General features: G+C 66.8%; 22 protein-coding genes and 1 other RNA gene. 8 read left to right on the top strand and 15 right to left on the bottom strand.

Translation table 11 applies throughout. The annotated features are described in order from the left end of the window. Positions 1–40 precede the first annotated feature (40 nt). From ACOCMM_RS10825 to ACOCMM_RS10815, 3 genes are all read right to left on the bottom strand, one after another. Positions 41–418, bottom strand: a complete 378-nt coding sequence (locus ACOCMM_RS10825) for a DUF3040 domain-containing protein (protein WP_419553168.1) — start codon at positions 416–418, stop codon at positions 41–43. Positions 419–535: 117 nt separating this feature from the next. After that, the gene (gene dinB / locus ACOCMM_RS10820) at positions 536–1,915 is read right to left on the bottom strand and encodes a DNA polymerase IV (RefSeq protein ID WP_419553167.1); all 1,380 of its coding nucleotides are present in this window, start codon (positions 1,913–1,915) and stop codon (positions 536–538) included. 71 nt (positions 1,916–1,986) lie between these two features. Further along, positions 1,987–2,493: an NUDIX hydrolase gene (locus tag ACOCMM_RS10815; RefSeq protein WP_419553166.1), complete on the bottom strand. Its 507-nt coding sequence runs from the start codon at positions 2,491–2,493 to the stop codon at positions 1,987–1,989. 126 nt (positions 2,494–2,619) lie between these two features. On the opposite strand from ACOCMM_RS10815, the gene ACOCMM_RS10810 reads away from it, so the two are divergent. The 4 genes from ACOCMM_RS10810 to ACOCMM_RS10795 all read left to right on the top strand — a co-directional run bounded on the left by ACOCMM_RS10810 (position 2,620) and on the right by ACOCMM_RS10795 (position 5,899). Beyond that, positions 2,620–3,060: a hypothetical protein gene (locus tag ACOCMM_RS10810; RefSeq protein WP_419553165.1), complete on the top strand. Its 441-nt coding sequence runs from the start codon at positions 2,620–2,622 to the stop codon at positions 3,058–3,060. Then, positions 3,057–3,737: a response regulator gene (locus ACOCMM_RS10805; RefSeq protein WP_419553164.1), complete on the top strand. Its 681-nt coding sequence runs from the start codon at positions 3,057–3,059 to the stop codon at positions 3,735–3,737. The genes ACOCMM_RS10810 and ACOCMM_RS10805 overlap by 4 nt, the downstream gene beginning before the upstream one ends. Positions 3,738–3,812: 75 nt before the next feature. Further along, complete coding sequence (locus ACOCMM_RS10800) at positions 3,813–5,258, top strand: sensor histidine kinase (RefSeq protein WP_419553163.1); 1,446 nt, start codon at positions 3,813–3,815, stop codon at positions 5,256–5,258. Then, positions 5,255–5,899, top strand: a complete 645-nt coding sequence (locus ACOCMM_RS10795; RefSeq protein ID WP_419553162.1) for a GerMN domain-containing protein — start codon at positions 5,255–5,257, stop codon at positions 5,897–5,899. Before ACOCMM_RS10800 ends, ACOCMM_RS10795 begins: the two co-directional genes overlap by 4 nt. Here the strand turns inward: ACOCMM_RS10795 and ACOCMM_RS10790 are convergent. From ACOCMM_RS10790 to trkA, 3 genes are read right to left on the bottom strand one after another with little or no spacing between them, the layout of a single operon-like run. Next, positions 5,868–7,457, bottom strand: a complete 1,590-nt coding sequence (locus tag ACOCMM_RS10790; protein ID WP_419553161.1) for a TrkH family potassium uptake protein — start codon at positions 7,455–7,457, stop codon at positions 5,868–5,870. The two genes, ACOCMM_RS10795 and ACOCMM_RS10790, sit on opposite strands and share 32 nt — an antisense overlap. After that, positions 7,454–9,085, bottom strand: a complete 1,632-nt coding sequence (locus ACOCMM_RS10785) for a TrkH family potassium uptake protein (protein WP_419553160.1) — start codon at positions 9,083–9,085, stop codon at positions 7,454–7,456. The genes ACOCMM_RS10790 and ACOCMM_RS10785 overlap by 4 nt, the downstream gene beginning before the upstream one ends. Further along, positions 9,082–10,425 (bottom strand): Trk system potassium transporter TrkA, encoded by a 1,344-nt coding sequence (gene trkA / locus ACOCMM_RS10780; RefSeq protein WP_419553159.1) that lies wholly within the window; start codon positions 10,423–10,425, stop codon positions 9,082–9,084. Before trkA ends, ACOCMM_RS10785 begins: the two co-directional genes overlap by 4 nt. Positions 10,426–10,448: 23 nt before the next feature. Between trkA and ACOCMM_RS10775 the strand changes: the two genes are divergently transcribed. Then, positions 10,449–12,005 (top strand): FGGY family carbohydrate kinase, encoded by a 1,557-nt coding sequence (locus ACOCMM_RS10775; protein ID WP_419553158.1) that lies wholly within the window; start codon positions 10,449–10,451, stop codon positions 12,003–12,005. A 43-nt stretch (positions 12,006–12,048) separates the two neighbouring features. On the opposite strand, the gene ACOCMM_RS10770 is transcribed toward ACOCMM_RS10775, so the two are convergent. From ACOCMM_RS10770 to queG, 4 genes are all read right to left on the bottom strand, one after another. After that, on the bottom strand, positions 12,049–13,233 hold the full coding sequence (locus ACOCMM_RS10770; protein ID WP_419553157.1) for an aminotransferase class I/II-fold pyridoxal phosphate-dependent enzyme: 1,185 nt from the start codon (positions 13,231–13,233) through the stop codon (positions 12,049–12,051). 24 nt (positions 13,234–13,257) lie between these two features. Continuing rightward, on the bottom strand, positions 13,258–13,749 hold the full coding sequence (locus ACOCMM_RS10765) for an SRPBCC family protein (RefSeq protein WP_419553156.1): 492 nt from the start codon (positions 13,747–13,749) through the stop codon (positions 13,258–13,260). Positions 13,750–13,822: 73 nt separating this feature from the next. Next, positions 13,823–14,935 carry a glycosyltransferase family 4 protein gene (locus tag ACOCMM_RS10760; protein ID WP_419553155.1) on the bottom strand — a complete coding sequence of 371 codons (1,113 nt, stop codon included), beginning with the start codon at positions 14,933–14,935 and terminating at the stop codon, positions 13,823–13,825. Continuing rightward, entirely contained in the window at positions 14,935–16,122 is a 1,188-nt protein-coding gene (gene queG / locus ACOCMM_RS10755; protein ID WP_419553154.1) for a tRNA epoxyqueuosine(34) reductase QueG, read from the bottom strand. The genes ACOCMM_RS10760 and queG overlap by 1 nt, the downstream gene beginning before the upstream one ends. A 109-nt stretch (positions 16,123–16,231) precedes the next feature. On the opposite strand from queG, the gene ACOCMM_RS10750 reads away from it, so the two are divergent. Then, on the top strand, positions 16,232–17,122 hold the full coding sequence (locus ACOCMM_RS10750) for a serine/threonine-protein kinase (RefSeq protein ID WP_419553153.1): 891 nt from the start codon (positions 16,232–16,234) through the stop codon (positions 17,120–17,122). Positions 17,123–17,521: 399 nt separating this feature from the next. Here the strand turns inward: ACOCMM_RS10750 and trpD are convergent, their stop codons facing one another. Together trpD and ACOCMM_RS10740 are read right to left on the bottom strand one after the other, a co-directional pair. Then, complete coding sequence (gene trpD, locus ACOCMM_RS10745; RefSeq protein WP_419553152.1) at positions 17,522–18,646, bottom strand: anthranilate phosphoribosyltransferase; 1,125 nt, start codon at positions 18,644–18,646, stop codon at positions 17,522–17,524. A gap of 87 nt (positions 18,647–18,733) precedes the next feature. Next, the gene (locus ACOCMM_RS10740) at positions 18,734–19,048 is read right to left on the bottom strand and encodes a WhiB family transcriptional regulator (RefSeq protein ID WP_419553151.1); all 315 of its coding nucleotides are present in this window, start codon (positions 19,046–19,048) and stop codon (positions 18,734–18,736) included. A gap of 265 nt (positions 19,049–19,313) precedes the next feature. On the opposite strand from ACOCMM_RS10740, the gene ACOCMM_RS10735 reads away from it, so the two are divergent. Both ACOCMM_RS10735 and rnpB read left to right on the top strand, forming a co-directional pair. Continuing rightward, positions 19,314–19,757: a hypothetical protein gene (locus tag ACOCMM_RS10735; protein WP_419553150.1), complete on the top strand. Its 444-nt coding sequence runs from the start codon at positions 19,314–19,316 to the stop codon at positions 19,755–19,757. Between the two features lie 83 nt (positions 19,758–19,840). After that, an RNA gene (gene rnpB / locus ACOCMM_RS10730) (RNase P RNA component class A) lies at positions 19,841–20,207 on the top strand. 30 nt (positions 20,208–20,237) lie between these two features. Here rnpB and ACOCMM_RS10725 read toward each other — a convergent pair. The 3 genes from ACOCMM_RS10725 to ACOCMM_RS10715 are packed head-to-tail and all read right to left on the bottom strand — an operon-like array spanning position 20,238 to position 22,238. Beyond that, on the bottom strand, positions 20,238–20,855 hold the full coding sequence (locus tag ACOCMM_RS10725; protein WP_419553149.1) for a histidine phosphatase family protein: 618 nt from the start codon (positions 20,853–20,855) through the stop codon (positions 20,238–20,240). A 60-nt stretch (positions 20,856–20,915) separates the two neighbouring features. Next, the gene (locus ACOCMM_RS10720) at positions 20,916–21,425 is read right to left on the bottom strand and encodes a hypothetical protein (RefSeq protein WP_419553148.1); all 510 of its coding nucleotides are present in this window, start codon (positions 21,423–21,425) and stop codon (positions 20,916–20,918) included. A gap of 42 nt (positions 21,426–21,467) precedes the next feature. Then, on the bottom strand, positions 21,468–22,238 hold the full coding sequence (locus ACOCMM_RS10715) for a zinc ribbon domain-containing protein (protein ID WP_419553147.1): 771 nt from the start codon (positions 22,236–22,238) through the stop codon (positions 21,468–21,470). Positions 22,239–22,268 lie beyond the last annotated feature (30 nt).

Here is a 22,268-nt window from a genome sequence, read left to right as displayed (position 1 = left end):
CGCGCTCCGTGGTAGCGCGGCAGCGTTGGTCGAAGATGGTCTAGCTGGGGTCGTTGCGGAAGCGGCGCCGCATGCGGTCGCCGAATGAGTCGGCGCTGTTCGGTCGCGAGCGCTTTGCGATGGAATCCGAGACTTTCTCGAGACCCAGCTTGCCCATCTTGCGAACGTTTCGCTCGATCACGACGGCGCTCGCGAACACCACCAGAAACGCAACAAACGACAACCCGAAATGGACTTGCAGACCCAAGCCGATGCCGATCAAGCCCAAGATTCCGCCGAGCACTGCCCATCGGATGTTGCGCAGGGCATGGCGGGTCAGCGTTGTCTCCGAGACCTCCCGCGCGAATTCCGGGTCGGTGTCGTAGAAGTCCTTCTCAATCTCGAGGAGGATGCGTTGTTCGTCGTCCGAAAGCGGCACGCACAGACTCCAAATGCTGTATTGCCGATGTTGCTGCCAGTGTAGGACCGCTCTCAGTGCTACTACCACGCACCCCTGTTGTGTTGCGCCCGTGGGGCGAAGTGCACAGCGACATCTTCAGCGGCCCCAGCGGCGTTCGCCTGGCACACCGTCACCCAGGGCCGCCGAGCCGTGAGCGATCACAGCTCGGCCGAAGCGGCTGCGAATGGCGTCGAGAGCTTCGGCCAGCTTGCGGTCGAGTTCGGAATCGCCAGTCGGGCCGTGGTGCGCATCGCCGCCGGGCCCACTCTCAGCATCTGGCGGCAGACCCAAATCGAATGCAAGCTGGAACGGCTCTGGCGACTCTGCCCGGTTCTCCCCCCGAAGTCCCGCCCCGGCCACCGATACCGCAGATACCGTCTCGGACAGATTCGACACTGCGACCCCCAGCAGGCGAATCCCCCTGCTGGTGTCCAGCGTGCCGACCAGCCGGTGCGCCACGTGGGCGAGCGTCCGGCCAGTCTGGAACGGCTCTGGGAGCGTGTGCGCCCGCGTTCGCATCGCAAAGTCGGGATGCCTGATCTTGACCGTCACCGTCCGCCCCGACAGCCCGTTGGCCCGGAGTCGAGATGCGACGGCATCGGCGAGGCGAACCGTTTCGCCGCGTATGAGATCGGGATCGTCGAGGTCGGTCTCGAATGTTTCCTCGTGACTGACTGAACGCGGGATCCCGCCTGGGTGCACAGGCCGGTCGTCGATTCCCTGCGCCAGCGCGGCGAGGTGCGCGCCGTGGGCAGCTCCTACAGCCGCAACGAGCTGCTCCTCCGGCTTGTCCGCCAAGTCGCCGACCGTGAACACGTCGATCTCGTTGAGCCGTCTGAGCGTCACCGGGCCCACGCCCCAGAGCGCCTCCACACGGTGAGCCCACAGGAAATCCAGCTGTTCGGCAACACCGACCACTCGAACGCCGAGTCCCGGCTCCGGTCCGGTCGATCGCACAGTCGGTTTCGCCGCAACCGAGGCAAGCTTCGCCAAGGTCTTGTTCGACGCGACGCCGACAGAGCAGTCGAGTCCCACGGATTCGCGTACCGCATCGCGGACAAACCACGCAATCTCCGGAGATGTGCCGAACAGCCGGTGAGCTCCGGAGACATCCAGAAAGGCCTCGTCCAGCGCGATCGGTTCCACGTGGGGTGTGACCGATTCGAAGACCTCTGCGATGGCCGACGAGGCCTCGATGTAGCCGGAGAAGTCAGAAGTGACTACGACGGCGGTGGGGCAAAGACGGCGCGCCTGGGAGGTCGGCATAGCAGCGTGCACGCCCAACGCGCGCGCTTCATAGCTGGCCGAGGCCACGACGCCGCGCCTGCCGGACCCCCCGACGATCACCGGGCGTCGGTTCAGCGCCGGGTCACGCTTGCGTTCGACCTCCACGTAAAACGCGTCCATATCGACATGCAGGATCGGAAGCTCGTCGGAATCCGACCCGCCGGGGAGGTCATGGCGTGCTCCACTCATGGGCTGCCCAATCGGACTGATCTGGGCGAGTCCGCCTTCGGGGATCGATCCCCAAGTCTCATCGGCCGCTCTCAGGGCATCGCGGGCGTTACCACCAGACCGGTCCGGTGGTCGCCAGTCACGGAGTACCGGAACTCATGGCCTCGTGGAGCACCTCCGCCCAGGTAGGCCAGCAGCGGCTCAGCCATCCACGCGAACTGACCGGTGAGCAGGTCTTCGACTTCACCGACTCGTACCCAACGGGCCTCGAACACGATGCCGTCGGGATCCGCGACATCCAGTTCGCCGCTCCACTGCTGAGCCTCGTGAACTTCCACCTTCAGCAACCAGCCAGGTCCATTTCGACCATCAGCTTCGACGGTGTACAGCGGGCCATCCCAGCCCGACACCTGCAAGCCAGTTTCTTCTGCGACCTCACGCGTCAGTGCTCCGAGCACCGTCTCGCCCGGATCCACCACCCCGCCCGGCGTGCTCCAGTCGGTGCTGCCATTGCGCCGCCGGTTATTGACCATGAGCACTGCACCGTCGCGCGCGAGGATCCCCCCGGCAACTGCCCATCGGTGCACATCGGTCGGCACTCAGGAAGTCTGCCACGGAGGTGTTGACTGCCGGGTGGTCGGAGAGGCATCTGGCGGTTCGTTGTCTTGGGGCAGACCGTCTCAGGGGTGACAGCCCATCATGTGCGTGGCCGTACCATGGCACGGGTGAGCACGCAGGGCGACAACGAGCGGCACAGTCGTGCGAAGACGCCGGTCACCGCATTGGGTGCCGACGATGCTCTGCTCACTGCGGCGCCGACTGCTCTGCCGTCGGTGCTGGCCCGGGCTGTCGCCTTCGGTGCGATCGTCATTGCCGCAGTGTGCGGAGGCCTCGCGGGCTATGCGACGAGCATCCTTCAATGCGCTGAGGGGTGCACCGGCCCGACGCTCGGCGGTTCGGCCATCGGTGCAGCCATCGGTGCTCTGGCTGGCGCAGCAGGCGTCGCTGCGCTCGCGGCTCTGGTGCTGCGCTCGATGAGCGAATGGGCTGACCAAGCCCCAGCACGGCGCCGCCAGCACAGCTCAGCGAGGCTCCGCCGGCACGGTTCGCGAACGCGGCGGGGTCCAAGCGACGCGCAGTCCCACGACAAGGCGGTACGGCATTGACGACCAACGTTCTTGCAGTCGAAGACGACGAGCGGATCCGGACGGCGCTGCGCCTTGCACTCGAGGACGAGGGCTGGCGAGTCAGCGAGGCAGAGTCCTGCGAGGAGGCCTTGGAGCGCTTTACGCCCGACGGCACTGACGTCGTGCTTGTCGACATCATGCTGCCCGGTCTCGACGGGTTCGAGCTGTGCCGGGCCATCCGACGGATCAGTCATGTGCCGATCATCATGGTCACAGCCCGCGATGACACCCATGACGTCGTGGCCGGGCTCGAGGCGGGCGCGGACGACTATCTCACGAAGCCTTTCGCTCCCAAGGAGCTGTCTGCGCGTATCAGAGCCCTGTTGCGGCGGAGCCGGACCGTGGACGGCAGCGGATTGCCCCGAACTGTCGGCGATCTCGAGATCTATCCCGACGAGGGTGTCGTCCGCAAGGGCGGTGAAGAGTTGCACCTGACCAAGACCGAGTTCCGCCTGCTCTGCGAGCTGTCGGACAATCCCGGCAAAGTGATGAGCCGCGAGCAGCTGCTCGAGCGAGTCTGGGGGTACGACTACTTCGGGGACGGCCGTCTCGTCGACGTGCACGTGCGCAGGTTGCGCCTCAAGATTGAGGATGACCCGGCCAACCCCCGTTACGTAGCGACGGCACGCGGCATGGGCTACAAGCTGCGAGCCTGACATGAGGCCTCGCTGGCCGCGCCCGCTGCGCCGGCTGCTGTGTCCAATGGCGGCAGCCGATCGCAGGCGAGAACCATGAGGCCTCGCTGGCCGCGCCCGCTGCGCCGGCTGCCGCTTCGCGCCCGTGTCGTCGGTGCCTTCACGCTCGGTGCGATGCTGGCGGCGTTCTTGCTCGTGGTGATGACATACAGCCTCTCCCGGGGTTCGATGCTGGGTCTGCGCCACGATTCCTCTGAGGCCCAGTTCTTCGCCAACGCGACCCAGGTGCAGAGTTCGCTGCGTGCGGAAAGTCCCGACTTCGCCGTGTTGCTCGAGTCGCTGCCAAGTCTCAGCGGCAGCCGTTCCATCGTCCGCACCGGACCCGATACCTGGCGATCCCCGTCGCTCGTTCCCAGCGATCTTCCAGACCAGTTAGTGGCTGCGCTGGAGCGATCCGACCAGGCCCATGCGATGCGATATCGCCTCGACGGCGTCCCACAGCTCGCACTCGGTCTGCGGTTGCGTCCCTCAGCGGTTTCCCAGCTCAGCGAGACGCTGTATTTCGAAGTTGTCCCGCTCTCGGAGATCGAGGCCACCCTCGCAAGCCTGCGCCTCATCCTGGGTGTCGGAGCAGCGCTGGTAGTTCTGATCGGCGTGGCAGTCGGGGCATGGGCAGGAGGGCGCTTGCTGCGACCGCTTGCGACCGTCTCCGACGCTGCGAATTCGATTGCTCATGGCCGTTTCGACACACGCGTCGAGCGCAGCGACGATCCCGACCTCGCCGTGATCGTGGAGTCGTTCAACGACATGGCCGATGCCATGGAGCGCCGCATCGCTCGTGATGCCCGATTCGCATCCGATGTGAGCCACGAACTGAGATCACCCTTGCAGACGCTGCGAAGTTCGATCGACTACCTGAACGGACATCGCGACGAGCTGTCGGCGCAGGGAGCCACGGCGCTCAATCTGCTCGCTTCAGAAGTTGACAGGTTCCAGCAGCTGGTGCAAGACCTCTTGGAGATCTCCCGGCCCGATGCCGAAGGGTCGGTCTTCGAACGAGGGCTCGTCAACGTCACCGAATTGGTGCAGCATCGTGTCGGCGAGCACCGTTCGGGCGAGCACCGTTCCGGCGAGCTCGGCCCGGAGGTGGAGCTCGTCATCAGCCCCGCCGCAACAGATGCAGTCGTGATCGGCGACAAGCGAGGTCTCGCACAGGTCTTCGACAACCTGCTGCGCAATGCCGAGAAGCACGGTGGCGGTGTCACCAGAGTGGAGATCTCCCGGCCCGGTTATTCCGTTCGGGTTGCCGTGGAGGACGACGGTCCGGGTGTCGCGCCTTCGGAGCGCGAGTTGATTTTTGAACGCTTCGCTCGCGGCGCCGCGGCGCGCAAGCGAGGTGCCGGCTCCGGCGCGGGTCTCGGGCTGGCGCTGGCGTACGAGCACACCCGGCGCCATGGGGGTTCGGTGCGCGTCGAATCCCGCGTCGACGGCCAGCGCGGGGCACGTTTCGTCGTCGAACTGCCGATTGCGGGACACCGGTGAGGTTTCGCAACGGCGCGCTGAAGTGCGTGGGCGTGTCCCTGGTATGGGTCATCGCGCTGGCGGGGTGCGGCCTGCCGACCGACGAGACCCCGAGGGGTGTCGAAGTGCCAGCGGGTGTCTTCCCCGAGCGTGATGACCAGTCAGTTGTTGGTGCGGCGGCCCAGACCCCCACGACGTCGCTGCATGCGGTGTATTTCCTGCGCGACGGTCTTCTCGTGGAGCTGCAGCGGCCGCTCGCCGCACCTGTCTTCCTCGATGCGCCGCTCAACAATCTGCTGGCCGGCCCGACGCCGACTGAAGCCGAGAACGGCCTCGAATCCGCAATCCCCGCAGGCACCGAAGTGGTGGACGTGCAGCTGCTGCGCAACAACGTCGTGTCGATCCACCTCAATGAGGTGTTCTTCGAGGTGGAAGGCGCACAGCGAGTCCGCGCCGTGGCACAGCTTGTGCTCACCGCTTCCGCGCTGGCACGTGACAGCCAGGGCGTGCTGTTCTACCTCGACGGCGTGCCACAGTCACTGCCCGACGGAGCGGGGACCATCGCCCAGGTACAACCTGATCAGCTGCCGCGTGTGCTGCAGGTCGAGAACTTCAGCGAATTGATGCCGCTTACTCCGCTACGTGCTGTCTCGAGGGCTTGACTCGAGGCTTCCAGCTCCGGTGGCCCCTGAGGCGACGGGGTCCACGATGGGCGGCCAGCCGGCTGTAGCGCGAGCGGGTTCCCGCGCGCATCAGCGCCACGAACATCAGCATCGTCGGGAACACCTCGAGCCTGCCGAAGAGCATGAGCGCCATCAGCACGGGCCGCGAGTGACGCTCGAACTCCAGTGCCGTATCAGTCGGACCTGCTGCGCCCATGGCAGGGCCGACGTTGCCGATGGCCGACAGTGCGCCGGAGAACCCCGTCTCGAGATCATTGCCTAAGGCCGTCATCGTCGCCCCGCCGACCACGGTGAGCCCGAGATACAGCAGCACGAAGCCCAGCGCCCGAGCCGCGACCTCTTCGGCCACGACCGTGTCGCCGATGCGCATCGGCAGCACCGCTCGGGGGTGGCGCGCCCGGATCACCTCACGCACGGCATAGCGGGTCACGATCTGGAAGCGGAGCACCTTCATGCCGCCGGCGGTCGAGCCGCTCATTCCCCCGACCACCATCAGCACCAGTAGCACGACCTGCGCTGACGGTGCCCAGAGGACGTCGCTGGTGTAGTCGCCGGCGGCGTAACCCGTATTCGACCCCAGCGACACGGCGTAGAAGACCGAGTCGCGCACGTTGGCTCCGAAGCCGGACCGCGTGATGTTGAGCACGGTCAGCACTACAGCGGACCCGACGATCAGGCCCAGGTACCAGCGCAGCTCCGAATAGCCCCGCAGCATCGATCTGCTTCGCATGATCGTGTGCCAGTGCAACGAGAAGCTCGCTCCGCCGATGATCATCGCCGCGAAGAGCACGAGCTCGACCGAGATCGAGTCGAAGTGCGCAATGGAGGCCGAATGGGTGGAATAGCCGCCCGTCGCGACGGAGGTGAAAGCGTGAGCGACGGCATCGAACAGGCTCATCCCGGCGATCACAAGCGCCAACGCAATGGCAAGTGTGAGCCCCCCATACAGGATCCACAGCCGCCGGGCGGTGGCTGCGATGCGGGGCGTGAACCGATCGGCCGTCGGGCCAGGGGCCTCGTTGGCGATCAGCTCCAGGCCGCCGATCTTCAGCGCGGGCAGCACCCCCACCGCCAGCACGATGAGGCCCATGCCGCCGAACCACTGGGTCATGCTCCGATAGAACAGGATCCCATGTGCTACGCCGTCGATGTCGGCCAGGATGGTGGCGCCGGTGCAGGTGAAGCCCGAGATCGACTCGAACAGCGCATTGTCGGCCTCGCTCCATGGGATCACCTCGCTGAGCAAGTACGGCAGCGCTCCCGCCACCGACATCGCCAGCCACGCCCACGCCACCGAGGCGAAGGCAAGCGGCGAATCCGCTCGCGACGATTCAGTGGCGCTGTCCATCATGGCGCCGCCCACGCCGGCGGTGACCGCGGCGGAGACCAGCAGCGCCATCGTGCCGCCGCCCCCGTCGATGAATGCGACGCCGGCCGAGATCACCATGCCGATGGCGACGAAGACCAGCGCGGCCCCGCTCACCCGCACCGGCGTGGACTCGATGCGTCCCCCCAACACTCCCGAGGTGCTGCTCATCGCATCGGGGCCCGCAAGGGGTGACGTCGCGTCCAGTAGCCGTGACGCACGGCTGAAGCCACCGGGTAGATCGCGACGCTGAGTGCCACCAGCGCCGCTGTGACCGACATTCTCCCCAGCAGCATGAGCAGACCCGCGATGAGGTGGCCGAGCCAGCCCATGGCGGCGAGGTGTTCCATGGAGCCTGCGTCCCCCGCAGCGGGGCCGACGTTCGACAGCGCGGAGACGGCATAGGTCAGCGCATCGACGACGTCCAGGCCGCTGGCACCGAATGCGGCCGCGGCGGGGATGACCACGAAGGCAGTGAGCAGCGTCTCCCCCACGATGCGGCTCATGGTGGTCTCCGAGATCGAGGAGCGACCCAGGTGCAGTCGTCGAGCGAGCGACGGCTGGGTCGCGCGGCGCAGTTCGCGCCCGATGTAGGACGCAAGCGTCAGCACGCGCACCACCTTGAAGCCGCCCGCCATCGAAGCGCTCATGCCGCCCACCACCATGAGCATCACCAGCATCGCCTGGCTGCCAGCCGACAGCTCGACCATCGGGACCACTTCGAAGCCGGTTGTGGAGATCGCCGAGGTGACCGAGAACAGCGACCTGCGCAGGTGGTCGTGTCCGAAGTCGCCGCCGGTCCACAGCGTAACGCCGGCGGCCGCGAGGACGATCAGGGTGACGTACAGGCGGAACTCGTAGCTGCGCACGAATCGAGCCGGGTCACGACGCCGGAGTGCCACGAACATCAGCGGCAGGCTCACGCCTCCCGCAGCCATGCCCAAGATCGCCACCCACTCGACGGCGGCAGAGTCGTAGACCGCAAGCGAGGCGGCGTGTGTGGAGAAGCCCCCAGTCGAAGCGGTGGTCAGCGCATGCAGCCCGCTGTCCAGCAATGGCATGCCTGCGGCTGCGTACCCGATCGCTATTGCCGCCGTGAGTGCCCCGTACAGCAGCAGCAGCCGGCCCACGGTGCCCGCGCTTCGCGGCGCCAGACGCCGAGCGGCGCGAGTCGCCACTCCCCCGTCGGCGTCGAGGCCGCCGACGCCCAGATGCGGCAGCACACGCACCAGCACGACGATGAAAGCAGCGCCGCCGAGCCATTGCACTGTCATCCGCAACGCCAGCATCCCGCCGCCGAGCTCGTCGGGGACGATCGTGGTGCTGTTCGTCCCGGTCACCGCGGCTGCCGCCTCGGCGAATGCGGTGGCCAGCGCGGTGGGCTCGACAGCGCCCGTTGCCAGGTGAGCCACGGCGACGACGACGACAGCAGCGAACGACGCCAATACCAGCGCCGTGAGGGCCTGGCGCTCGGTGATGCGTCGCTCGAAGCGGCACAGCCGCAGCAGTCCCACAGCGATCACCGCGATGACGCCGCCCGAGATCAGCAGTGCCACTGCGTCCGAGCCTGATTCCCCGCTGCCCGCGACCCACCCGCCGACCAACCAGTCGAATGCCGCGCACGCCGCGAAGACGGGCAAAGCCGAGGCCAGGACCACCAGGGCCGCCACTGCAAGCGTCGATTCGTAGGGACCCCTCGCCCATGAGTGCAGCGCGCTGTCTGCTGCGCGCACCGCGCGCACCACCAAGTGGCGGATTCGTTGGCGCTGCGGGGCCCGGCGAGCCGGACGCGGGGTCACCGAAAGGCCTGCTTGACCTCGTCCACGCAGTCGGGCGTCACGAAGGCGACCACATGGTCCCGCGCCCTGAGCTCGCTGTGGCCGCGGGCAATGCGAGCCTTGCCGTCGCGCAGGATGGCCGCCAGCAGCATCTGGCCAGGAAGGTGCAGATCGCGCACCAGCGAACCGTCAGCCCGCGAGCCCGCACCCACTTCGAACTCCAGTATCTCCACGTTGCCCTCAAGGAAGGTGGCGACCGCGGTCACGTCGCCGCGGACCATGCGCAGCACCATGTTGGCGCTGGCGGTACGGGGCGACAGCGCCGCGTCGATACCGACCTGTTCCAGCAACGGCAGCAGCGACAGGCGGTGCACCACGGCGATGGTCTCCGCAGCGCCCTCGGACTTGGCGTAGAGACAGGCCAACACATTGGCATCGTCCTCGCCGGTGGCTGCGACGACCGCATCAAAGCTGCCGATGTCCTCACGAGCCAGAACGTCGATGTCGGTGATGTCGCCGTGCAGCACCAGCGCACCGGCATGGCGCTCGCTCAATTCCAGGCATCGTTCATGGAGGATCTCGATGATGACCACATCGATGTGCCGCTCAAGCAACCGGCCGGCCAGCAGCCCGGCGGTGCGACCGCCGCCCAGGATCATGACCCGGCGCAGGTCGGAGTGGCTCAGTCCCATGATCTGCACGAGTTCGCGGCGACCTTGGCGGCGGCAGACAACCCGCACGAGATCATTCGGCTGCAGCGTGGTTTCCCGCCTCATCACGGCGACCTCGCCGTCGCGTGCCAAGGCACCGAAGATGAAGTCCCATTCCGGTTCGTAGTACGCGCCGATCTCGGCGATGGTCTTGCCGACCAGGGGGGCATCGGGGGCGAGGCGAGCACCGACCACCAGCACCTCGCCGTTCGCGAGCTCGTTGATGTCGGACGCGCCGTGAAAGACGAGCAAATCCATGATCGCATCCGCGGTCTGCTCGTCAGGATCGAGCACCAGATCGACGCCGATGGCGCTTCGCAGCTCGCGGCCCGCAGCGCCACGCAGGTCGCTGTCCTGCAGGCGCGCCACGGTGGCCGGCACGCCCTGCTGTTTCGCCTGCATGCACGCGAGCAGATTGACCTCGTCGGAATCGGTGACCGCCACCACCACGTCGGCTCTGTCCAGCCCGGCCTCGGCGAGCACGTTGGGGTTCGTGCCGCTCCCGTTTACCGTGAACAGGTCAAATTCTGATGCGAGCGCGTCGAGCGGACCCGAATGCTGGTCGACGACGACGACGTCATTTCCCTCTCGACTCAGGCGCTCGGCGATGTAGCTCCCGACCTCGCCGGCCCCCACCACGAGAATCCTCACAAGTGGCGACCCTACTTCGGGGCATGCTGAAGGGCGTTCATCTTGAGCGGGGACATCACGGGCAGGAGAACTACATGGCACTCGTGATAGCGATCGATGCCGGCACGACCGGTGTGCGCTCCATGGCAGTAGGTGAATCCGGCGACGAAGTGGCCTACGCCTACCGGTCGTTCCCGCAGCACTATCCCGGGCCGGGTCTGGTCGAGCACGACCCGAATGAGATCTGGGAAGCCACGGTTGCCGCTCTCGATGAGCTGTGCACGCGGCTTCGAGCGCTTGGTGACCCCAAGATGCCCGCAATTGCCGCTATCGGCATCACCAACCAGCGTGAGACGGTCGTTGCATGGGATCGTCGAACCTCCGAGCCGCTCGCCCGTGCCCTCGTCTGGCAGGACGTCCGCACCGCGGCGCGCTGCAGCGAGCTGGAGGCTGATGGACACCTCGCCGAGGTCCGGCGCCTCACTGGTCTCGTGCTCAGCCCGTATTTCAGCGGCACCAAGATCGAATGGCTGCTGCGCCACGGCGGCCTGCCAGCGAGCGGTGACCTGGCCACGGGCACCGTGGACAGCTGGCTGATATGGAAGCTGAGCGGCGGAACTGCGTTCACGACAGACGTCACGAATGCCTCGCGCACCCTGCTGTACGACATTGCAGCCAACGGATGGTCACAACCGATGTGCGAACTGCTGTCTGTGCCAACAGCCGCTCTGGCCGAGGTGCGCCCATCGGTAGGTCGGTTCTGCCGGACTGGCGACACCACTCCGCTCGGCCCCGGCATTCCGGTGAGCGGCGTCGCCGGCGACCAGCAGGCGGCACTCTTCGGCCAAGGCTGCCATGAGGTCGGTATGGCCAAGAACACCTACGGCACAGGATCGTTCGTGCTGATGAACGTCGGCGGCGCGTGCCCGGAGCCGATCGAGGGGATCCTGACCACCGTGGCCTGGGACCTCGGCGAGGGTCCCACGTATGCCCTGGAAGGCTCGATTTTCGCTACCGGAGCCGCTGTGGGCTGGCTCACCGAGATCCTCGCCGGAGCGGTCGATCCGGCGGGCGCCGAATCGCTGGCCCGCAGCGTGCCCGACAGCGCCGGGGTCGTGGTGGTGCCCGCCTTCGCTGGCCTCGGCAGCCCCTGGTGGGATCCGAGCGCACGTGGAGCGATCATGGGCCTCACGTTCGCAGCCAAGCCGGCCCACATCGCACGCGCCACGATCGAGTCGATGGCGTTGCAGACCCGAGACGTCGTCCAGGCAATGAGCGCGGGCGCCGGCCGAGACATCGCCGAGCTGAGAATCGACGGCGGGGCAGCAACCAACGATCTGTTGTGCACTATCCAAGCCGATCAACTCGGTGTCCCCGTCAGCCGACCAGTGGTGACCGAGACCACCGCCTTGGGGGCGGCGATGCTGGCCGGGCTGGCAGAAGGGGTCTGGACCTCGCCTGACGAGGTTGCATCGCTGTGGCGACTCGACCAGCGCTTCGAGCCGTCGGTTGACCGGGCGGCTGCTGACAGACTTCATGGGTTGTGGCGCCACGCAGTCGGACGGTCATTGCGCTGGTCGCCCGTCGAGGAATCTTCGTAAGCGGCACGGGACGTGGCGGAGGCCGCAACGTCCCCGGAGGTGCTCAGCCGGCGGGAGTCAGCTTGTCCAAGGCAACGCGTAGCTGGCTGATTGCCTGACGAATGCGGTGCTCATTCTCGACGAGTGCGAACCGCACGTGGCCCTCGCCCCCCGGTCCGAAGCCCACGCCTGGCGACAGAGCGACGTTGGCCTCCGTTACCAGCAGCTTGCAGAAATCGACCGATCCGAGATGGCGATAGGGCTCAGGAATCTTGGCCCAGGCAAACATTGTTCCCTTTGGCGGTGCGATGTCCCAGCCGATGCGGCCGAGGCCGCGCACGAGAACGTCTCGCCGTTCGCGGTACGTCTCGCGGACCTGTGAGGGAAAGTCTTGGTCCTCGTTCATGACGACCGTGGCGGCAATCTGGATCGGCTGGAAGGTGCCGTAGTCGAGATAGCTCTTGAGCTTGGCGAGCGCAGCGATCATCTCGGCGTTTCCCAGGCAGAACGCCACTCGCCAGCCGGCCATCGAGAACGACTTCGTCAAGCTGTAGAACTCGACTGCGACCTCCTTCGCGCCTTGGGCCTGCAGGATCGAGGGTGGCTCGTAGCCATCGAAGCCCAATTCGGCGTATGCGAAATCGTGCACGAGCAGCACCTCGCGCTCACGAGCGAAGTCCACGATCCGCTGCATGAACTCGAGATCGACGCACGCCGTAGTTGGATTGTGCGGAAACGACAGCACGATCACCCGTGGCCGAGGCCATGAGTATTCGAAGCGCTCCACCAGGCGTTCGAAGAAGGTCTCGCCGACGTCGAGCGGTACTTCCCGCACGCTGGCCCCCGTGAAGAGCGGCCCGAAGATGTGAATCGGGTAGGAGGGTGCTGGTACCAGGCAGGCGTCGCCAGGCGCAAGCAGCGTCCACATGAGGTGAGAGAACCCCTCCTTCGCACCGATGGTGTTGATGACCTCGGTGTCAGGGTCGAGTTCGACTCCCCACTTGCGCTGGTACATGTCGGCAGCGCCAGCGCGCAGCTTGGGAATGCCGCGGCTGGCCGAGTAGCGGTGATTGCGTGGATTGAGCGCGGCCTCTGCCAGCTTCTTGACGGCGCGCTCGGGTGACGGCAGATCAGGGTTGCCGAAGCCCAAGTCGATGACATCGGCACCTGCGCGCCGACGTTCGATCTTCAGCGTGTCGATGATCGTAAAGACGTACGGCGGCAGGCCACCGATGCGGCGAAACTCCATGGTGCGTGTAACGACCTTCGGCCCTTAGGCCACGGGGCCGGTCTCGAGCCGCGCCGCGAAGTCAGCCAGCGCGGTGTGGGCGATACGGCGCTCCGCACGACGCTTGACGAAGCCGGGCAGGGGAACCGCCAGCTCCAGGGCGAGTTGGTACAGCACCTCGGTCCGACCGGGTTCGGTCATGGGGTTGAACTCGTACCTGCCGTCGAGCTGCTTGACGACATCGCCGTCGACGAGCTTCCACGAGATCTGGTGGGGAGCCCCGCCGTGGTCGTAGGCGAGCGTGTACCTGGCCGTCCGCCCCAGCGCCTCGACGCGGAACGAGGCTTGAGCGATCCGGCCGACCGGATCGCTCTCGATGACGGTCGCGGAAGAAATGTCGGTAGCCCACTCGGGGTAGCGCTCGATGTCGGTGATCAGCGCATAGCAGGCTTCGGGGGACGCCGCCACAACTGTGGTCATTGTCATCTCATCGATCATCTGTGTGTCCCTGGTCTCGCGCGCGCTGTCGGGGGCCATTGTCTCAGGGTCCAACCCGACTGTGGCTCATTCTCGCAGGATGACGTGGCCGCTGACACTCGCGGCACGACACTCACCGCAGGGCCGCCTCGAGTTTTGCTGCCAAACGTTCATAGGAGAAGCGCTGTTCCGCCTCCGCACGCGCGGTGGCGCCCATTTCCGCTCTGCGAGCGGGAGACGACAGCAGCTCGTCGATGGCGGCAGTCACCTCGTCGATGCTCGCAGGCCGATCAACGACGAGTCCCGTCCGGCCGTGAGCGACCGCCTCGTGGCTGCCACCCGAACGACCGGCAACGGCTGCCACGCCGCACGCGGCCGCCTCGACGAACACGATGCCGAACCCTTCCTGCTCCAGTCCTGCCCACCTGCTGCGGCACGGCGCAGCAAAGACGTCTCCCATCGCCATGAACTGCGGCACGGCATCGGCGCTGATGCGACCCAGGAACGTGACCGGAGCAGCGAGACGGCGCCCGAGCCGTTCCAGCCGCGGTCGATCTCGCCCTGCGCCCGCAATCGCCAACTGGAGTCCGGGATGCTTCGAGCCCAAGCCTGACACCGCTTCGATGACTCCATCGAAGCCCTTGCGCGGCACCAACCTGCTCAGACCCACCACGAGTGGCCCCGAGCCCAGACCGAAGCTGCGGCGAGCGGTGTGGCGCTCATCGGGCCCGAACGGCACGAACCGGTTCGTATCGACTCCGGGGGGAATCTCGGTAACGGGCAGCTCTCGCGACGCACATCGCTGTGCCTCCGCTGCGCCATATCCGCCGGCTGAAATCACCATCGAGGCCGATCGCAGTACGCGAGCCAGCACGCCAGACAGGCCGGGCAGTCGCGTCGGCACTGTGACCTCGGCACCATGGAGCACCACGCCATAGGGCATGCCGAGACGCGGGCCCAGCGCGCCGAGGGGCAAGGCGGGGTCAAGCAGCACGATCTCGGCGCCGACCTCTTCGGCCAGAGCACGGATCCGCCTCCCCAGGCCCGGATGCGGAAGCAGGACAGGATCGGGGGTACGCACGATCCGCATGGGCTGGGCGGCGTCAAATGGGGCCGCGTTGCGGTGGGGTGTCGTGAGCACCGTCGTGGCGTCCGCCGGAAGGCGGCGCCACAGCTCCCACAGGTAGTTCTGTATCCCTCCGATCTTGGGCGGAAAGTCGTTCGTGACCAGCAGATGAGGTCGCATCAGCCACCAACGAGCCGTGGCTGCACCACCGACGCAAGCTCTGTAGCCACCAGCCCGTCCGGATCGTGCTCGCCGAGGCCCTCAGCTCGTGCACGGTCGACGAGATCCTCCCGCCCGAGCCGGCGGGCTGCCCACACCGCATGGCCGGCGACGACAGCCGACGGCGACGCCAGAGATCGACACAGCACGTCTTCGGTGGCCGCCGAGTCGGGATCGCCTACGTTTCCCAGCACAACCAGCGCATTGCGTCGCAGGTACTCGGGACGCCGGCGCGGGATGTACCAGTGTCCGAAGGTTGCCATGAGGGTGTCGTCAGTCATCCGGAGCATTTCGACGACATCGACGTAGGTGCTGCGCGCCGCACGAGGGCTTCCGAGCGACACCGCCACGCGCCGTGACTCCGATCTACCCGTCGCCGGATCGTTGAACGGGCAGACAACCTGGCAGTCATCGCAGCCGTACAGGCGGTCCCCCAGGGCAACGCGGAACTCGGTCGGGAACGCACCGGGAGCCTGGATCAGCCATGCCAGGCAGCGGTTCGCATCGAGTACCCCAGCGGTATCCAGCGCACCGGTGGGGCACGCCACCTGGCAACGACGGCAGGTGCCACAGCCGTCGGGCTCGACTTCACCCGGGATTGCGAGTTCGGCCGTCGTGACCACCGAGCCGAGCACGGTCCACGAGCCGAGCTCACGAGACAGCAGCATCGTGTTGCGGCCCAGCCAACCCAGACCCGCACGGGCTGCGGCAGCTCTGTCCACCAGGCGGTTGTCGTCGTAGACCGCAACCGCCTCGAAGCCGCTGCTGTGCAGGACCTCGCTCACGCGCTCAAGACCTTCACGCAGCGCGCCGTAGGCATCGGTCGCCACGTAAGCAGCCACCGATCCGCGGACGCCTGCCCAGGGTGCGTCATCTGGTGCGCCGCGCTCGTCGGGTGGCCTGTAGGTGCGTGCGCACACCACCACGCTGCGTGCGCCCGCCAAGATGGCCGCCGGCGTGGTGGAACGCTCGGGCCGTCCGTAGGTGAACCACATGCCTGCATGCAGGCCGGCCGCCTTGCGCTCGGAGATTGCATGCCGCTCCTCGATGAACGGCGACACATCGGTCACGCCGAGTGCATCGAGGCCGGCGTCGGCGCCAGCCCGTTGAACCCGCGCCAGCAAGGTTCGGTCGGCGGCTGCAGCCATCTCTCAAGTGTGCCGTGAGCTTCACGCCGTACGCCGCCGGTCAGGGTCGCGGCCCGGCTCAGACCGGTTCTCTTATGCTGGAAGCGGCGCTCAAGCCGCCGTCGGTGCGATGTACGAAGACCAAATTGACGTCTGGGTCGGCCGCCAGTACGGCCCTTACAAGATCACCGGGTTGCTGGGTCGCGGCACCGTGGCGCACTGCTACCGGGCAACGACGATGCGAGGAGACGAGGTCGGTCTCAAGGTGTTGACGCCCTTTGCTGAGGCCCGGGCGGAAATCCGGTCGCTGTTCGAGCAGGAATACGAGCTGATGGCCCGTTTGGACCATCCGCACGTGCTCGCCGTCCACGGTGCCGGTGTGATCGGCGGCGCTCACTTCATGGAAATGGAGATTGTGGACGGCGAGACCCTGGCCGACCGCTGCGGCAGCCGCCACCCCCCGACCCTGACCGCGGGCATCGCCGTGATCCAGCAGATCTGCGCGGCCCTCGACCACGTCCACGAGCACCGGATCGTTCATCGCGATGTCAAGCCGTCGAACATCATGCTCGAGACCCGGCCCGACGGCAGCGACCGTGCGGTGCTCTTCGACTTCGGGCTGGCATACGACCTCGACGGGCCTCCGTCGCCACCGGGCCGGGTGTACGGCTCGCCGATGTACCTCTCCCCCGAGCAGGCGTTGGCGAAGCCTGTGGATGCTCGCACCGACATCTACGGTCTCGGGTCGACGCTGTATGTCCTGGCTGTGGGCTCGGCGCCGTTCTACGGCGAGCGGAACGACCTTCTGCACGCACACGTGCGCACACCGCCGCCCGATCCCGCTGAACGTGGCGTGTCGGCCGCGCTTTGCGAGATCATCCTGACCGCCATGGCGAAGTCGCCCGAGGATCGCTTCGCGAGCGGTGCCGACCTTGCCGCTGCGCTGGCAGCAGTGGAAATCCCCCAGCACGAAGGCGAGCGCCGCCGGGGGCTCCTACGCCGGCTGACAAGCCGGGCATAAGAGGCCGCGCGGAGAGGTGACGTCTCGGAAAGTTGCTGTCACGCCTTCTTTGCGCAAATTTGCCGTCTGTGGCGGCATTTCTGCGCAAAGTCCAGGCCGCCGGGGCTGCCGGGCATCGCCGCCTATCCGCTGAGGCACCAAGACACAGCGGGACGCTGTGTTCAGCTCATCCCGTGGCGGTAGCGCTCGACGAGCTCCGCCTCGTCGACGCCGTACACCAACACCGTCTGCGGTGGGCCCCCGTCGAATGCGACGATCGCCATCACCCGACGGTCCCCCGGTCGTACGCCGACCACAGTGCCCGTTCGTCCGACCAAGCAGGAACGGCGCTCGTCGGCTGTCTCCGCCAAGCGAACGACATCACCGACGCCGAAAGGGAGCGAGAGGCCGACAACCACGCTAGGTGCCGTCTGCCGCCAGCCGCGTCGTGAGCTCGATCGCCGCTTGGAGCTTTGCAGCTGCACGCCCGTCAACCACAGCGTCGCGAGCCAACTCGAAGCCTTCCGCGAAACTCTCAGCCAGTCCCGCGACGACCAAACCCGCACCAGCGTTGAGCTCCACGATCTGAGCTCTGGGTCCGGTCTCTTCACCGGCAACGATCGCCCGCAGGATGTCTGCGTTCTGCTGCGGGGTGCCGCCCCACAGAGCGGCTCGATTGACGCGTTCGAGGCCGATCGACGTCGGATCGAACTGGAACTCGTCGGTGATCTCTCCCTCGCGTACTTCGTAAATGCGCGTGAGGTCCGTCAACGTGATCTCATCGAGGCGGTCTGCGCCATGGACAATCAGCGCCAGTTCCGCACCCCGGGCCGCGAGCACCCCGGCGACGCGTGGCGCCATCACCGGGTCGCTGACCCCGAGCACCTGACGTTTCACGCGGGCGGGGTTTGCCAGCGGTCCTAGGAAGTTGAATGTGGTGGGCACACCGAGCTCGGTGCGCACCGGCCCTGCGAAGCGCATTGCCGGATGAAATTTCTTGGCGAACGCGAATCCCAATCCGATCTCCGAGATACACCGTTCGACTGCGGGCCCGTCCAGATCGATCGCAAGGCCCAGCGCTTCGAGGGTGTCGAACGAACCCGACGACGATGTGGCTGCCACCGAGCCGTGCTTGCAGATCACCGCGCCAGCGGCCGCCGCAACGAACGCCGCCATGGTGGAGACGCTGAGTGCGTGTTGCTGCCGTCCCGGGGCTCCGCCACTGCCGACGATGTCGATCGCGCCGTCGGGGGCCGTCAGCGGGACTGCCGCATCGTGCATGGCGTCCACGAGACCCGTGAGCTCTGGGACCGAACCGCCCTTCATTCCCAGAGCGATGATGAAGCCGGCCAACTGGGCATCGGTGGCGCTCTCGCGCAGGATGCTGCCGAGCGCTGCGCGCGCCACTTCTGGGCTCAGGTCTATGCCTGCCACCAGATCTGTGAGGACGGCCTTCCAGCCGCCGAAGTGTGCGAGCGGATGTGCAGGGACCCCGTCAGGATCATCCATGTCCGAGGCGTCAGTCTCTGTGGTGTCAGTGTTCACGGTTCGGAGACTAGCGATGTGTCCAAAAGCGCCTGGTCGCGCCTCTCGCCGCGCGCGGCACGGGCGCGGCGGTCCCGATCAGGTCGTTCAGTTCGAGCTGGCAGCCGCCTGCGCGTTGCGAGCGCGCGCCGCGGCGCGGCGTCTCCGGCGAATGATGCGTACACGTTCGGCGGCCGTCTGCCCGCCCCAGACGCCCTCCTTCTCCCGAACTGCAAGCGCGTATTCGAGGCACTCGCCCGATACCGCGCACGCCGCGCAGACCGCTTTCGCCTCGAAGGCACCCTCTTCGTCACCCGTTCCGTCGTTGTCAGAGGGGTAGAAGATCTCGGCTTCGAGGCCTCGACAGGCAGCGTCACGCTGCCATGCGAGCAAGTCGGTGGCGAGGCCACCGTACTGATCCACGACGACCCGGATGGGGTCCGTGCTCGCGGGTTGTGATCTCGCGGCCCGTGGGCTGACGTGGGCTGTTGCTGTGACAGAAGGCATATCACGCGCAATCTTGCCGATGCATTGCGTCTTGTCAAGGGCTTATCGAGCGTTCAGTAGCCCTCAAGGACCCTGATGCGTGAGCCTTGCGCTGAGGGCGCAGACTGATCCCCGACGCCCTTGGACACACCCTTGGCCCTCGACAACCTGATACCTCACGCCGCAGGCGGAAAGCCACACCATGCGCAGTTTCTTGCAAGTCTTCGGTCAAAGCGTCGAGCGTCGAGCGGTCGTGCCTGGCGCGCTCGTTTCGGTTGGTACCGCGCTTGTGGTGGGCGTCGCCCTCGGGAGTCTGGTGCCGGAGCGGACTGCCGCGGCGTACGCCGTCAACGGTCTGCTGTTCGTCGGACTGATTACCGGGGGTGCTGTCGCTGCGGCCAAGGCTCGAGACAATCACCTGCTGTCGGCGATCCTGACCTCGGGGCCCGTGATGGTCCTGGCCGTGGTGGTGCAACTGATCCGTCGCTTCGGTTCCGGCGAGACGGTTGCACCCCTGGGGCTCCCGCTCGTGATGCTGCTGGCGGCGTCGCTGGCGACTTTGGGCGGCGTGCTCGCCGGCATCGTGCGACAGCGTCGACGTTCGTTGCTGGATCCAGAGGAGTCACACCGTTCGCGTAAGCGCTGACCGGCCCCATGGTGCTCCATTGCCCGCTCTCGTTCCCTGCGCTCACGGGCCGCTCGGGCCCTGACTACCCTTGTTGGCTGCGGTGAGTCGGCCGGGTGGCCGCGGTTCGGCTTCGCGTCATTGACCCGAAGCCGGCCCGAGGAAGGTCGGGACTCCACAGGGCAGGGAGCTGGCTCGCAACCAGGCGCCGCGAGGCGACGGAAAGTGCAACAGAGAGCAGACCGCCGATGGACCGGGCTACCCGTCCGGTCACAGGCAAGGGTGAAACGGTGCGGTAAGAGCGCACCATCGCCGGGGGCGACTCCGGCGGATCGGCAAACCCCTCCCGGAGCAAGGCCAAGCAGGGATCGGACGGCCCGTCCCATGATTCCGGGTAGGCCGCTCAGATGGATGGCCACCCCGGCGGCAGCAGCCGACGGACAGAATCCCGCCTACAGGCCGGCTCACCGCCCCCCACTGGCCAGCGGAGAGTTACGACGCTCAGCTACTGGTACGAGGCCCGCCGGGTTCCAAGTGCGACGTGTCGTTGAACGCACTGAGCACTGGCGCACCTGACCGGAAGCCGATCCGAGTGATCTGGGCCTGGGCGACATGCATGCGCCAGCCGATCTCTTCGGCGGTGCCGAGGGCCCACCGAACCGCCGATTTGATCGGTGAGACGTGCGTGAAGACAGCGATGTTCAGCTCTGCTGCCTCGGCGGCCACGACATCGCACGCTGCAGCGACCCGAACATTGAGAGCTGCCAGCGACTCGCCTCCTGGCAAGGTAAATCCGGGATCGGCACGCCATTGCCCCCACATCTCGGCTCGCACCTCCGAGATCGGGACTCCGTCCCACTCGCCGTAATCCAGCTCTGACCAACGCTCGTCAATGGACATCTCGAGCCCCAGCAGCTCACTGGTGGCATCTGCGGTCTGGCGCGCTCGCAGCAGCGGTGAAGAGACGATCCTGTCGGGCCGTTGATCGCCACGCGAGAGCGCAGCAGCGATCTGATCGGCTTGCTGAACGCCGACCTCGTCGAGCTCGTTGTCGACGCGCCCCTGCAACAGTCCCGCCGCGTTGGCACTCGTGCGCCCGTGGCGCACGAGGATCAGCATGGGCACCCGTGGCGCACGAGGATCAGCATGGGCGCCCGTAGCGCACGAGGATCAGCATGCTCAACCTCCTCGCCGCCGATACTGCGGACCCTCACGGTAGGCCAAGCGTCCAGATCGCCAGAAGTCAGTCCGGGCCGCCGAGCTGTGCGCCATGCCGCTGGCGCGCCAGATCCACCAGCACCCGGCCAGACCTACGAGTTCCATGATGCCGATCAGCCACACGCTCCGGGTGGCCAGCGGCAGCGTCGCGCCTGCCGTGTCGCCTCCCACGGGCCACCAGAACAGCGCGGGCTGGATCCAAGCGCCTTCGAACGCCTGATGCCAGAAGAAACCGATCGGCAGTGCCAACCAGCGGCGACGCGCCCGCCGACGCCCGACGGTCGCCAGCATCACCGCCACGAGTCCGCCGGCCGGCAGCGCCAATGAGTGAACGAAGGGCGCTCCGCCAGTTGCAGCATGCATGACGTCGGGCAGCAGTGCCCCCGCCACGATGAGGCGATGGTCGATGGCGGGATCGCCGAAGAACCAGCGCATTGCCGTCAGAGATGTCGCCACGAACCACAGCAACATCAGCGCGTTCCCCTGCGTGGCTGGGCCAGTGGATCCACCGGCTCAGCGCACGAGCAGTGCCCCACACTGGGGACACTCGGCCAAGACGTCGGGTTCGAGGTGCACGATGCGCTCGAACTCGACCGAGGGGACTTCGAGGTGACACGCGCTGCAGGTGGTGCCGACGAGCCGACCCACGACAGGAGCGCCCCGGCCAACCGCCCGGCGCTCCTCATAGACCGACACCAGATCGGGATCGGCTGAGCCGACGAGCGCCTCCCGCTCGGCGATCACGTCGTTGTGCTGAGTGCTGGCCTCGCTCTCTGCGGCGGCGATTGCAGCGTCGGTTGCTGCCATGCGTTCCGTCGCTGCTGCGTGGCGCCTTGCCAGATCGGCTCGGGCGCTGCTGAGCGGCTCAAGCTGTTCCATCAATTCGAGGATCTGGTCCTCGATCTCTATCTGACGCCGTCCGAGCGACTCTGCCTCTGCAGTGAGCGCTTCCGCCTCCTTGGGCGACGTCAGGTGGCTCTCGTACAATCGCTCGGAGTTGTGCGCACGCTTGGCCTCGATGCGTGCGACCTCATCTTCGTGCCGGCGCTGCTGGCGTTCCAGGTCCCCGATCTGAGCGTCAAGCAGCCTTGCCTCAGATACCAGTTCGGCAAGCTCGGCCGCGATACCGGTGCGGGTCTCGCGCTCAGGCAGGTGCTTGACGTGATGATCGATCTGTTCCAGCCGAACGTCGAGGTCCGCGAGCTGGCCGAGTGCTGCCAGCCCGCTCGACGAGGCGCCGGGGTCATCGGTGGGAGCACCTGGCTCGGAAACGTCTGAGGTCATCGGTGTCCAGTGGTCGAGTGAACGTGCATC

It is taken from the genome of Candidatus Poriferisodalis sp., assembly GCF_965198245.1.
Lineage (GTDB): Bacteria > Actinomycetota > Acidimicrobiia > Acidimicrobiales > Poriferisodalaceae > Poriferisodalis.
Note: the sequence above shows the minus strand (reverse complement) of the source record. Positions and strands in the feature narration are given on the sequence as shown.